Genomic DNA, 11,402 nt, shown 5'->3' with positions numbered 1-11,402 from the left:
ATCAGCCCTGCGGGGTCATGGCCTTGCGCTGGCGGTTGCGCTCCAGCCCCAGCTGCCGCTCGCGCCAGATGATCAGGATGCCGGCGGTGATGACCAGCGCCGCGCCCGCCAGCATGACCAGCGTCGGCGCCTCGTCGAAGATGGACCAGCCGATCAGCAGCGCCAGCAGCATCGAGGCATATTCGAAGGGCGCCACCAGCGAGGCGTCGGCATAGCGATAGGCCGAGGTCAGCAGGATCTGCCCCAGCCCGCCCAGAAGGCCGATGGTCACCAGCAGCGCCGCCGTCCCGGCATCCGGCATCACCCAGCCGAAGGGAATGGTCAGCAGTCCGAGCAGCGTCGATGTGACCGAGAACCAGAAGACGATGGCCGAGGTCCGCTCCTCCTGCACCAGCTTGCGCACGAAGATCTGCGCCAGCGCCGCGCAGGCGGCGCCGGAGAGCGTCACCATGGCGCCCAGGCTTTCCTTGTAGCCCATGTCGGCGCCGAAGCTCAGCCGGGGCGATAGCACGATGACCACGCCGACCAGTCCCAGCACCACCATGGACAGGCGGAACAGCCGCACGTCCTCGCCCAGGAACATGGCGGCGAAGATCACCGTCAGCAGCGGCGCGGCATAGCCGATGGCCGTGACCTCGGGGAAGGGCAGCAGCGCCAGCGCCCAGAAGCCCAGCCCCATCGCGGCGGTGCCGATGATGCCGCGATAGAAATGCCCCATCGGCCGAAAGGTCTTCAGCCCCACGCCCAGCTCATGCCGGAAGGCCAGCCAGAGCAGGATCACCGGAATAGCGAAGAACGAGCGGAAGAAGACCTGCTGGCCCGGCGGCACGCCCAAGCCGCCCTCGGCGGTCGCCTTGACGATCGAGGCCATGATGGTGAAGACCAGCACGCTAAGGCATTTGAGCAGGATGCCGCGCAGCGGGCTTGGGTGCGTGTGGATCATGGCAATCGTTCGCAGGCCCAGCGTGCCGCATCGGCAACGGCGGGGTCGGGGTCATGCTGCAAGGATTCGGCCAGCGGCCGCAGATGCGCAAGCCCCGAATTGCCGATGGCGTAAAGAACATTGCGCACCATGCGGTCGCGGCCGATGCGCTTGATCGGGCTGCCCGAGAAACGCTCGCGGAAGCCCGCATCGTCAAGCTGCGCCAGCTCGGCCAGCGCCGGGGCGCCGTGCGGGCCGTGATAGCGCAGCTCGGTCGCGGCCTGGGCGAACTTGTTCCAGGGGCAGGCGGCCAGGCAATCGTCGCAGCCATAGATGCGGTTCCCGAGCATCGGGCGCAGCTCGGGGTCCACCGGCCCCTTGTGCTCGATGGTCAGGTAGGAGATGCAGCGCCGCGCGTCCAGCTGATAGGGTGCCGGAAAGGCCCCGGTCGGGCAGGCGTCGAGGCAGGCCCGGCACGAGCCGCAATGCGAGCGTTCCGCCGCATCCTTCGGCAGGTCCAGCGTGGTGAAGATCGCGCCCAGGAAGAACCAGCTGCCCAGCTCGCGCGACAGCAGGTTGGTGTGCTTGCCCTGCCAGCCCAGCCCTGCCGCCTGCGCCAGCGGCTTTTCCATTACCGGGGCGGTGTCGACGAAGACCTTGATCTCGCAGCCGGTCAGCCCGACCAGCCAGCCGCCAAGGCGCTTCAGCCGCTTCTTGACCAGGTCGTGATAATCCTTGCCCTGGGCATAGACGCTGACCGCGCCGCGATCCTTGCGGCGGATGGCCTCCATCGGGTCGTGCTCGGGCGTGTAGAGCTCGGCCAGCATGACGACCGAGCGCGCCTCGGGCCAGAGGCTGGCGGGCGAGGCGCGCCAATGCGCGCGCTCGGCCATCCAGCCCATCTGGCCGTGCCGGCCCCGTTCCAGGAATGCGGCCAGCCGCTCGGGCAGTTGCGGGTTGGCGTCGGGGACGCAAATGCCAAGGGCCGAGAAACCCTCGGCCCGCGCCTGCTGTTCCAGCCGGGAACGGATCTCCGCCGGGTCGGTCGGCCTAGAAGTCGAGCAGCGCATAATGCGGCGCCGGGTGGACGCCCGGCAGGTGGTCGGCCAGCAGGCTGCGGAAGGCCGGCCGCGACTTGATCTTGGCATACCATTCCTGCACCTCGGCCGAATGGGTCCAGTCCACGTCCGAGATGTAGTCGAGGCAGGACAGATGCGCCGCGGCGGCGAAATCGGCCAGCGTCATCACGTCGCCCGCCAGCCAGCGGCGGTGTTCCAGCAGGCTTCTCATGTAGTCGAGATGATAGCGGATCGCCGACAGGCCGGCCTTGACGGTGCGGCTGTCCGGGTAGCCCAGGCGCATGACCTTCTTCCAGACCCGTTCGGTCATCACCGGGCGGGTCACCTCGGCGTTGAACTTGTCGTCGAACCAGGCGCAGAGCCGGCGCACCTCGTAACGCTCGGCCGGCAGGGACGGCATCAGCGAGGGCTGCGGCTGGATCTCGTCCAGGTATTCGCAGATCGCCTGGCTTTCCGCCAGAAGCCGCCCGTCCATGCGCAGGACCGGCAGCTTGCCGGCCGGGTTGCGGCGCATGATTTCCGAGCCCGGTTCCCAGAAACGGTCCTCGACCAGTTCGACCTCGATGCGCTTTTCGGCCAGCACCAGCCGGACCTTGCGGCAAAAGGGCGACAGGGCGACATGGTAAAGGCGGATCGTGGAACTGGGCGAGGGCGTGTTCATCAGGGGAAAACCGGTTCGTTCTCGGGCTTCCGGTTGATACGCCCCGGGGCGCCCGGTTTCAACCGCCATGGCGGGCATGGGCGGATCAGCGCGGCAACCTCAGGCAGAAATCGCGGCCATCCGCCCGGATCGTCTCGGCGCCGCTGACGATCGAGCGGGTGCGGGCCGAGCCGGTCTGCGGGTTGCGCGTGCGCGGCGCCGGCAGGATCGAGGCCAAGGCCGCCGACTGGCGCAGGGTCAGCTTGTCGGGCGTGGTCTGGAAGTAATGCTCGGCCGCCGCCTTGATGCCGAAGACGCCGCGGCCGAATTCGGCGATGTTCAGATAGACCTCGACGATGCGGCGCTTGGACCAGAGCGCCTCGATCATCGGTGTGTAGACCGTCTCCATCACCTTGCGCGGCCAGCTGCGCCCCTGCCACAAGAACACGTTCTTGGCCGTCTGCTGGGTGATGGTCGAGGCGCCGCGCGACGAGCCCGAGGCGATGACCCGGCGGATCTCGACCATGTCGAAACCCCAGTGGTTGCAGAAATTGGCATCCTCGGCGGCGACCACGGCGCGCACCATATGGGGCGAGATGCGGCCCAGATCGACCCATTGCCGCGCCGCCCGGCCGGGAAACTCGCGCTGGCCCTGGATGATGGTCCAGGTGGTCGGCGGGTTGACGAAGGAGAACAGCAGCACCAGCACGGCCATCAGCCCCAGAAGCCGCAAGCCGATCCAGCGCAGCCAGGACCCCAGCCACAGCGCCGCGCGGCGCAGCGGCCGCCAGCGCCGGCGGGCGCGGGTCGTCGGCGGCTCGGTCAGCGCCTCGGGGTCGTCAAGGGTTTCCATGCGTCGGGGCATGGGGGCGTCCTGTCACGCCCATGCCCCTTGCGTCAAGCGTCAGGCCGAGCCCGGGGGCGCCGTCGTGCCCGCAGGCGCGGGATGATCGATCTGCGGCACGCCGAGCGCCGCGCCCAGCCTGCCGCCCGCGAAGGCCTCGCGCAGGCGCTCTTCCTCGGCCTCGGGCAGCGAGGTCTGCAGCACCCGGCCGCGCAGGTGGAAGCCTTCCAGCCGCGCCAGCACCTTGTCGGCGGTCATCTTGCGCACCAGGATGAACACGGCCGAGCCGCCCGGCGGGATGGACTGGCCCAGATCGCGCATGAAATCGTCGTTGATGCCGATATCCGAGAGCTTGCCGGCGATGGCGCCGGCGCCCGCGCCCACCGCGGCGCCCAAGAGCGGATTGAGGAAGATCAGCCCGACCAGCGTGCCCCAGAAGCCGCCGCCAAGCGCGCCCGCGGCGGTCAGGTTCACGGCCTGATGCAGCTGGATGTCCTCGGCCGAGGGGCGGGTGACAACCACCGCGTCCTCGAGCTCGATGAGGTATTCCTTCTGCATCTTGACCAGTTCGGTGCGCAGCTCGAAGCCGGTCGCCTCGTCGTCGAAGGCGATGACAAGCAGGTCGGACATAGCGGGATCCTTGTTGACTGATGACGGGGCGCAACGCCGGCGCGGGCTGGCGGGTTCCCGCCGCGACGCGGGGTCACGAAACGGCCTTACGCGCGGGCCTTGGCCGGAACGGGGGGGGGGCGGACAGGCAGGGAGGAAGCCGGTAATGGGCATTCCGCTTTAGGGTGCCCTGATGGCGCTGCTGGCCGGGCGTGGAACTGCCGCGCAACAGCAAGGGCGAGGTGCAGAAGAATCTGCTGCGCCAGGATTTCGCCCGCGTCCTTGCCTGAACCGCCGGTCCGGGGGCCGTCTGCCCCCGGACCCCCGAGGATATTTCTCAAGAAAGAAGCGCAGCCATGCCGGGGTCCTGGCCCGCGGCGGCTATTCCTGTCCGGCGGCCGGCCGGATGACCAGCTCGTCATGGCCGGAAAGCGGGCAGGGCGCGCGGCTGAAAGTGAGGTCGTCGAGGACCAGCACCACGATCTCGGCCGTGGTATGGACCGCCGAGCCCGGCAGGAGGTGGCCGCCGAAAGCCCGCCCCTCGCCGTCGGCGATGGTCAGGTGCAGGTGCTGGCCGGCCGGGTCGATGGTGCCGGTCAGCGCGGTGATCTCGAAATGGCCCTGGTGGCAGGTGCCTCCCGGCCGGTTGGCGTGGCGGATCATGGCGCGGGTCAGGCTGCCGACGCAGGTGACCAGCGCCATGGCCGGCGCCCCGATCCGGCGCTGCAGGGCGCGCAGGGCCGCCAGCGGGTCCTCGCCCGGCCGCAGGCGGATCGTGGCATAGCGGCCGGAGGAGAGCGGGACCATCATTCGCCCCGCGGGAATCGCTTGGATTCCTCAAGCACGTTCAGGTCCATGTGGTTGCGCATGTAGCGTTCCGAAGCCTTCATCAGCGGCTGGTAATCCCAGGGGAAATAGGCGCCGTTGCGCAGCGCCTCATAGACCACCCAGCGCCGGGCCTGGCTTTCGCGCACCTCGGCGTCATAGGCGGCGAGGTCCCAGCGTTCGCCGGCCATAGCGCGCATCCGTGCCAGCACCTCGGCCGCCGCCGGGTCGGTGGCGCGGTTCTGCCGTTCCTCGGGATCCTCGGCCAGGTTGTAGAGCATTTCCGGGTCGGCGGCGCAGGCGATGTATTTCCAGTCGCCGTCGCGCAGGCAGACCAGCGGAGCGATGCTGCCCTCGGCCGCGTATTCCATCGCCACCGCCCCGCGCCCCTCGGCGCCCCGCGCCAGCGAGCGGCCGTCGGTCCAGGGCGCGACCTCGGCCATCGAGATCCCCGCGAGGTCGCAGATCGTCGGCAGAACGTCGATGGTCGAGACCGGCGTGTCCACGCGGCCGGGTGCCATGGCAGGGGCCGCGATCATCAAGGGCACCCGCGCCGAGCCCTCGAAGAAGCTCATCTTGAACCACATGCCGCGGCTGCCCAGCATCTCGCCATGGTCGGAGAGGAAGACCACGATCGCCTCCTGCCGGGTGCGCTCCAGCACGTCCAGGATCTCGCCCAGCTTGTCGTCGATATAGGAGATGTTGGCGAAATAGCCCTGGCGGGCGCGGCGGACATGCTCGGGCGTGACCTCGAGGCCGCGCCAGTCGCTGGCATCCATCAGCCGCTGCGAATGCGGGTCCATCCGCTCGTAGGGGATCGCCTCGGGCGGTTCCAGTTCCGGGATGCCCTCATAGAGATCCCAATATTTGCGCCGGGCGACGAAGGGGTCGTGCGGATGGGTGAAGCTGACGGTCAGGCACCAGGGCCGGTCGTCGCCGCCGCGCGCGAGGTCGTAGAGCTTGCGCGTCGCGTGATAGGCGACCTCGTCGTCATATTCATATTGGTTGGTGATCTCGGCCACGCCGGCGCCGGTCACGGAACCCAGATTGTGATACCACCAGTCGATGCGCTCGCCCGGCTTGCGGTAATCCGGGGTCCAGCCGAAATCGGCCGGGTAGATGTCGGTGGTCAGTCGTTCCTCGAAACCGTGCAGCTGGTCAGGGCCGACGAAATGCATCTTGCCCGACAGGCAGGTGTGATAGCCGGCCCGGCGCAGGTGATGGGCATAGGTCGGGATGTCCGAGCAGAACTCGGCCGCGTTGTCATAGACCCGGGTGCGGCGCGGCAACTGCCCGGACATGAAGCTGGCGCGTCCGGGCGCGCAAAGCGGGCTGCCGGTGTAGCAGTTGGCATAGCGTGTCGAACGCTCCGCCAGCCGGCGCAGATGCGGCACATGCAGGAATTCGGCCGGGCCGTCGGGGAACAGCACCCCCGACAGCTGATCGGCCATGACGACCAGAATATTAGGTTTCTTCAATCAGTTCACCGATGCCATGACTGCTTCCGCACCGGGTTTTCCGTCCAGCGTGGTCACGCCGTCAAGCCATTTCGCCACCGTCTCGGCATTTTGGCTGATCCAGTCCTTTGCGGCTGCGGTGGCATCCGCGCCCTCGTCGAGGATCTTGGCCATCAGCATGTTTTCCTGATCGACGGTAAAGACCAGCTGGCTGAACAGCTTCGCCGCATTGGGGCAGGCGGCGATCCATTCCTTGCGGGCCAGGGTGTGGACGGTGGCGCCGCCGTAATCCGGGCCGAACTCCTCGTCGCCGCCCGACAGGTAGGTGATGTTCAGCGTGACATTCATCGGATGCGGCGCCCAGGCCAGGAAGACCGAGGGCGTCCTGGCGGCATCGTTGCGCTGCACCTGGGCAAGCATGCCCTGTTCGCTGGATTCGACCAGCTCCCAGTCGCCGAGGCCGAACTTGTCGGCTTCGATCATGGCCTGGATGGTCTGGTTGGCAGGCGCGCCGGGTTCGATGCCGTAGATCTTGCCCTGGAAGGCCTCCCTATGCGCATCGAGATCGGCGAAATCCGCGACGCCCAGCTCGGCGGCGGCATCGGTCACCGCCAGGGTGAACTTGGCGCCTTCCAGGTTCTGCACCAGCTCTTCGGTCTTGCCCGAGGCTTCGAGGTCGTCGCGGAACCTCTGCTGAGCCGGCATCCAGTTGCCCAGGAAGACATCGGTATCGCCGTTCTTCAGCGCCTCATAGCCCACGGGCACCGAGAGCGTGCGGATATCGGGCCGGTAGCCCAGTCCCTGCAGCAGGGCGGTGGCGACGCCATTGGTGGCGGTGATGTCGGTCCAGCCCGGATCCGAGAAGCGGACCGTGCGGCAGCTGGCGGGGTCCTCGGCCAGGGCGGGCGTGGCGGCCAGGGCAAGGGCGAGCAGGGACAGCGGCGTGGTTCTTGACATGATCGGAACTCCGGTTTCGGGCTGCGGGCGGGCCGCGGCTTGCGGCTTCATGCGCTATCAGCCCACAGGTGCTGCGCCGGATCAAGGGGGTTGCCGAAGGCGCGGGTTGCGGCATTTTCCGGCTGGCCGGGGCGATCCGATCCTTGACGCGGGCGGCCGGCTCGATCAATGGTGTCGCCGGTCAGGGCCTGTAGCTCAATGGTCAGAGCAGGGCGCTCATAACGCCTTGGTTGGGGGTTCGAGTCCCTCCGGGCCTACCAAACCCCATCATTTTTCCGTTTCCTTTCAGTCACTTGGCCGTTTTTTCGGTGAACCTTCCTGCAAGGTTCACCGCCGTTTTTTCCCTGTTCGGCCTTGCCAATAGCTTTTCAAAAGCAGAATCGGCCAGACCTTCCCGCAATGCGGCTTCGGTGTATCGCTGCACCTCAGCCAAAGTTTTATGACCGGTGACGGACATGATTTCATGCGCCGTTGCCCCGGCCTCAGCCAGCCTGCGAGCGCAAGCCTTACGCAGACCATGCGACGAGCAGTCAGGCAATTCCGCCGCATTACACCATTCGCGCATGAGGTTGCCAAGCCCATTCGGTGAACGGGATTTGCCATAAGCCGTCGCCAGATATGGCCGATCCTTCGGGAGATCGGAAAGGACCGCCGCAAGGTCCGGATGCAGCGGGACGCTTATCAGCATCCCGTCGCGGCCCTGCATCTTCTGGCGACGGTATTCCAGCCGCCCGCCCTTGATGTTCATCGGCCCGATAGCGACCGCATCCACACGAGCCGCGCCCGTATAGAGCATGAGCGTTACCGCCCTGTGCGCCAGCGTTCCCGGCTCATATGCCGCGAAGAACCGGGCGATTTCATCTTCGGTCCAGGTATGAAACCCGTCCCCATCGACCTTGTAAGGCTTGGTCAGGCGCGCCGGGTTTACCGTGATCCAGTCCAGCGAGACTGCGTAGTCCAACACCTGATTCAGGCGTTTCCGCAGATTGTTCGCCGCCGCCGGGGTGTCCGCCTTCTTGGCAAGGATCGCCGCCACATGGCGACGGGCCAGCAGCTTCACCGGCTTGTCGCCATGCTCTGACCGAAACGGCTCAATGACGCCACGGTATCCGTATTGCGTCAGGGGCGCGAGGTTTCGGTAATCGGGCGACTGATACCAGCGCGCGATCAGGTCATTGACCGAACCGGGGACGGTCCGGGATGCACCCGCCCCGGCCTTTTTCTCCCCGGCCATTTCAAGCGCCGCATCCTCATACCGGCGGGCGAAATCCTCGGAGCCGTAATCCGTCCCGAGTTCCCTGCTGAAGGAGCCAGACCGGAACCGCCAGCGGCGCTTGCCGTGCCGGTCCTTATATGACCTTGCCAGCGGCCACCGTGCCGCGCCCTTGCGCCCGGCGCTCATGCCGCCACCTCATCCCACGGATTGCCGCCCCCGCTGGCACCCGGAACGCCCGCAGGGATGATCTCAATCCCTCCGTCCGGACGGACAATCACCCGCGCCACCTGCATGCCAGCCGCCGCGACCCCTTTCAGGGCGCGGGTCAGATCAGCTTGCTTAAAGGCGGCGGGGCGATTGCTCATGCGTATGAGAATATGTCGCAATCCGGAAAATCCCGACCCCCAAAATCGCTCGGAAATAGACCGAATGTCGCAATTTTGGGGATAACCTACGTATCTTATACGCATCGCGGACCTTCCGGCAGGCAGAAACAAGATGTCCTCTCCGGGTATTCCACGCCCAGATTTCCGCTAGGCCGGGCAAGCCCGTCCTGGCAAAAATCTGTCCCCCAGACCAAACTAAAAATGCAGTCACTTGCCTGCATTTTTGCCCGAATCCGGGCCGTTCGGTCTGGGTGCGCGGAACCTTCCCCTACGTTTGACCCGCCCCATATCGCTGGCGCCTCTGGCGCCAATCCGCCGCCGGTGCCCGGCGGTGGATTGTCCCCATCATCTTGCGATCTGGTTCGCGTCAACATCTTCTTTCCGCCTGCCTCTGGCAGCATCAACCCGAAGCCATCGGTTTTTTGAGGTCGCGATACACTTTCCGGGTCATATCAGCAGTTACATCGAAGTCCGCGCGAAGGGCTTTTCCCCCACCCGCCAACGCGGCCGCTACAGCGCCCTTTTTCTTTCCCTTCCCGGAATCCACGCGGCGGCTCGCGCGCCATTGGTCCAGCACCTTCTGCCGCCGCCCATCGTCACCCCCAAACAGGACCCGGAGACCCTTTGCAGGGCGGGTTTCCGAACCGGATTCCGGGTCTTTTTTGCCGCCGCTTGACCCTTTCCGGACGACTCTGGTGCGCGTCACCATGCCAAGCGGTGACAGGCGCATGGGCCGGGGCCAGATGCGGAAGATCATGACAGGACTCCGGACAGGGGGACCGCCACAGCAGACATGCCCGCAATCAGCATCAAGCCCCACATGCCAACCCGCACCGGCTTGGGTTTTGACAGGGTGCGGACAATCGCTGACAGGCGGCGCGACATCGGCGGAAGCCGCACACCCTGCCGCCTGAAATCCGCCAGACGGACAACGCACTCTTCTCCGATATCATTGCGACCCGCGTAAAGGTCCAACAATTCCGGCTCCAAATCTTGGATAATTTTTATCGCTTCAATTTCCGGATTAATTTTATCCAGCGTCATATCGGCATAGCAAACATGAGCGCACTCATGAGCAATAACGTCCTCGCGCGTATCACCCCCATTTAATGGATAATACACATCTATTCTAGGAATGGATCGACCCGGAAACGACATGCCATTAATGGCTTGATGCATATCATCGGGACGATTACGGGTGTGGATGGTAATAATTTTTCCGGCCAATATCAGGGCGTTGAGGTGATCCCGGATCACGGAGTAGTGGGTGGATTTATCCGCCATTATTACACCTTTTTCTTGATACGTATCTACTACGTGATATATTATAAATAAGAAAAGAAAGCCTAATAAGCAAGCAATGTCTTTTATGTATTACATACACAAAGACTTAATCCGAACCACAGCTGGGTTTGTCGCGTAAACGCTCCGAAGGAAAAGAAATGATCGCGCATAAAATGAAACGGGACCGGATTTTGCAAGTGCCTCTGACTGATCCGGAACGGGCCGAGATCAAAGGCCGGGCCGACGCCTTGGGCTTGCCCGTCGCAGCTTATATGCGGTCGGTCGTTCTGGGCGTAGAGCCGCCCGCCCGGCGCGCGGGCGTCGATGCCGAGGCCGTAGCGGCCTTGAATCGGGTTGGGTCTAATCTCAACCAGATCGCAAGGGCCTGCAACGCAAAGGGCACTCTGAACCCGGTCCAGATCAAAGCCTTGGGGGTGGTGCTGACGCAAGTCAAACAGACCTCCACACGGATCGGTGAGGCGCTGGCATGATGCTGCGGGACGCACAACGCAACAACCAAGCAATCAGCGGGGCGCTCTTCGCCGGTCTGGCCGTCAGCATGATCATCATCACCGCCTTTGTGCGGATCACTGCTATCACCATCCGCGCAGGCGCGCGGGCCATCAAGAAAGGGAACTGAAATGCACAGGACGCAGGCAAAACTCGACGAGGCGATGGCACGTCAGAAAGCCCTCAAGATTCAGGTCGAAGCGGCGCGGAGGGTGGCGCGGCAGGCCCCGAGGGGTCCCGAATACGACGCGGCGGACAAGGCGTGGACGGAACTGCGGTGGGCTCACGCCAAGGCAAAGGATGACGCGCACATGTGGAGATGGGACCTGCGCCGCATGCAGCGTCGGCAGGCCCTGCGCGAGGCCAGCTAAACAGACCGGGGCGGGTGAGAACGGCGGTGAGAAATTCGTCCACGGTAGCGGTGGCTTGGTGCTGCTGCGGGCGGCGTAAAAGTCGTCCACCTATTCCCTTTCTGCGGCGGCAGGGAGGGCGTGAGGATTTACAGCGTGGACCTATATCTGAGAGTTCGCCAGGCTTGCGCGGAAGGCATGAGCCAGCGGGAAGCGGCGCGGGTGTTCAACATCTCGCGTGACACGGTTGCGAAGATGATGACCTTCTCGGTGCCACCGGGCTACCGACGGACGGCCGAGGTCAGGCGGCCAAAGCTTGATCC

The 11,402-nt window shown here is 65.3% G+C and carries 14 protein-coding genes and 1 tRNA gene; 4 read left to right on the top strand and 11 right to left on the bottom strand.

Annotated features, from left to right (window positions below; genetic code table 11):
• Position 1 precedes the first annotated feature (1 nt).
• From PARJ55_RS0116555 to choX, 8 genes are all read right to left on the bottom strand, one after another.
• Complete coding sequence (locus PARJ55_RS0116555; protein ID WP_028714040.1) at positions 2-943, bottom strand: DMT family transporter; 942 nt, start codon at positions 941-943, stop codon at positions 2-4.
• Entirely contained in the window at positions 940-1,992 is a 1,053-nt protein-coding gene (gene queG / locus PARJ55_RS0116550; RefSeq protein ID WP_051416317.1) for a tRNA epoxyqueuosine(34) reductase QueG, read from the bottom strand. Before queG ends, PARJ55_RS0116555 begins: the two co-directional genes overlap by 4 nt.
• A complete protein-coding gene (locus tag PARJ55_RS0116545) occupies positions 1,973-2,662 on the bottom strand; it encodes a glutathione S-transferase family protein (protein WP_028714038.1) in 690 nt (229 codons plus the stop codon). The genes queG and PARJ55_RS0116545 overlap by 20 nt, the downstream gene beginning before the upstream one ends.
• An 85-nt stretch (positions 2,663-2,747) precedes the next feature.
• On the bottom strand, positions 2,748-3,506 hold the full coding sequence (gene mtgA / locus PARJ55_RS0116540) for a monofunctional biosynthetic peptidoglycan transglycosylase (RefSeq protein ID WP_028714037.1): 759 nt from the start codon (positions 3,504-3,506) through the stop codon (positions 2,748-2,750).
• A gap of 39 nt (positions 3,507-3,545) precedes the next feature.
• Positions 3,546-4,115, bottom strand: a complete 570-nt coding sequence (locus PARJ55_RS0116535; RefSeq protein WP_028714036.1) for a DUF1269 domain-containing protein — start codon at positions 4,113-4,115, stop codon at positions 3,546-3,548.
• 360 nt (positions 4,116-4,475) lie between these two features.
• Positions 4,476-4,901 (bottom strand): PPC domain-containing DNA-binding protein, encoded by a 426-nt coding sequence (locus PARJ55_RS0116530; RefSeq protein WP_198019374.1) that lies wholly within the window; start codon positions 4,899-4,901, stop codon positions 4,476-4,478.
• Complete coding sequence (gene betC, locus PARJ55_RS0116525) at positions 4,901-6,397, bottom strand: choline-sulfatase (protein ID WP_028714034.1); 1,497 nt, start codon at positions 6,395-6,397, stop codon at positions 4,901-4,903. The genes PARJ55_RS0116530 and betC overlap by 1 nt, the downstream gene beginning before the upstream one ends.
• A complete protein-coding gene (gene choX / locus PARJ55_RS0116520) occupies positions 6,398-7,333 on the bottom strand; it encodes a choline ABC transporter substrate-binding protein (protein WP_028714033.1) in 936 nt (311 codons plus the stop codon).
• Positions 7,334-7,517: 184 nt separating this feature from the next.
• Here choX and PARJ55_RS0116515 point away from each other — a divergent pair.
• Positions 7,518-7,593 (top strand) — tRNA-Ile (locus PARJ55_RS0116515).
• A 29-nt stretch (positions 7,594-7,622) separates the two neighbouring features.
• On the opposite strand, the gene xerC is transcribed toward PARJ55_RS0116515, so the two are convergent.
• The 3 genes from xerC to PARJ55_RS24075 all read right to left on the bottom strand — a co-directional run bounded on the left by xerC (position 7,623) and on the right by PARJ55_RS24075 (position 10,219).
• Positions 7,623-8,735, bottom strand: a complete 1,113-nt coding sequence (gene xerC / locus PARJ55_RS0116510) for a tyrosine recombinase XerC (RefSeq protein ID WP_051416316.1) — start codon at positions 8,733-8,735, stop codon at positions 7,623-7,625.
• A gap of 600 nt (positions 8,736-9,335) precedes the next feature.
• Positions 9,336-9,692 carry a hypothetical protein gene (locus PARJ55_RS24080; protein ID WP_156929517.1) on the bottom strand — a complete coding sequence of 119 codons (357 nt, stop codon included), beginning with the start codon at positions 9,690-9,692 and terminating at the stop codon, positions 9,336-9,338.
• Positions 9,689-10,219 carry a hypothetical protein gene (locus tag PARJ55_RS24075; RefSeq protein ID WP_156929516.1) on the bottom strand — a complete coding sequence of 177 codons (531 nt, stop codon included), beginning with the start codon at positions 10,217-10,219 and terminating at the stop codon, positions 9,689-9,691. The genes PARJ55_RS24080 and PARJ55_RS24075 overlap by 4 nt, the downstream gene beginning before the upstream one ends.
• 158 nt (positions 10,220-10,377) lie before the next feature.
• Here PARJ55_RS24075 and mobC point away from each other — a divergent pair, with 158 nt between their 5' ends.
• From mobC to PARJ55_RS0116485, 3 genes are read left to right on the top strand one after another with little or no spacing between them, the layout of a single operon-like run.
• Positions 10,378-10,710: a plasmid mobilization relaxosome protein MobC gene (mobC, locus tag PARJ55_RS22345; protein ID WP_036714364.1), complete on the top strand. Its 333-nt coding sequence runs from the start codon at positions 10,378-10,380 to the stop codon at positions 10,708-10,710.
• Positions 10,707-10,859, top strand: coding sequence for a hypothetical protein (locus PARJ55_RS24070; protein ID WP_156929515.1), 153 nt, complete (start codon positions 10,707-10,709; stop codon positions 10,857-10,859). Before mobC ends, PARJ55_RS24070 begins: the two co-directional genes overlap by 4 nt.
• 1 nt (position 10,860) lies before the next feature.
• Entirely contained in the window at positions 10,861-11,100 is a 240-nt protein-coding gene (locus PARJ55_RS0116485; RefSeq protein WP_028714030.1) for a hypothetical protein, read from the top strand.
• Positions 11,101-11,402: the final 302 nt, after the last annotated feature.

Source organism: Paracoccus sp. J55 (assembly GCF_000513975.1).
GTDB lineage: Bacteria > Pseudomonadota > Alphaproteobacteria > Rhodobacterales > Rhodobacteraceae > Paracoccus.
Note: the sequence above shows the minus strand (reverse complement) of the source record. Positions and strands in the feature narration are given on the sequence as shown.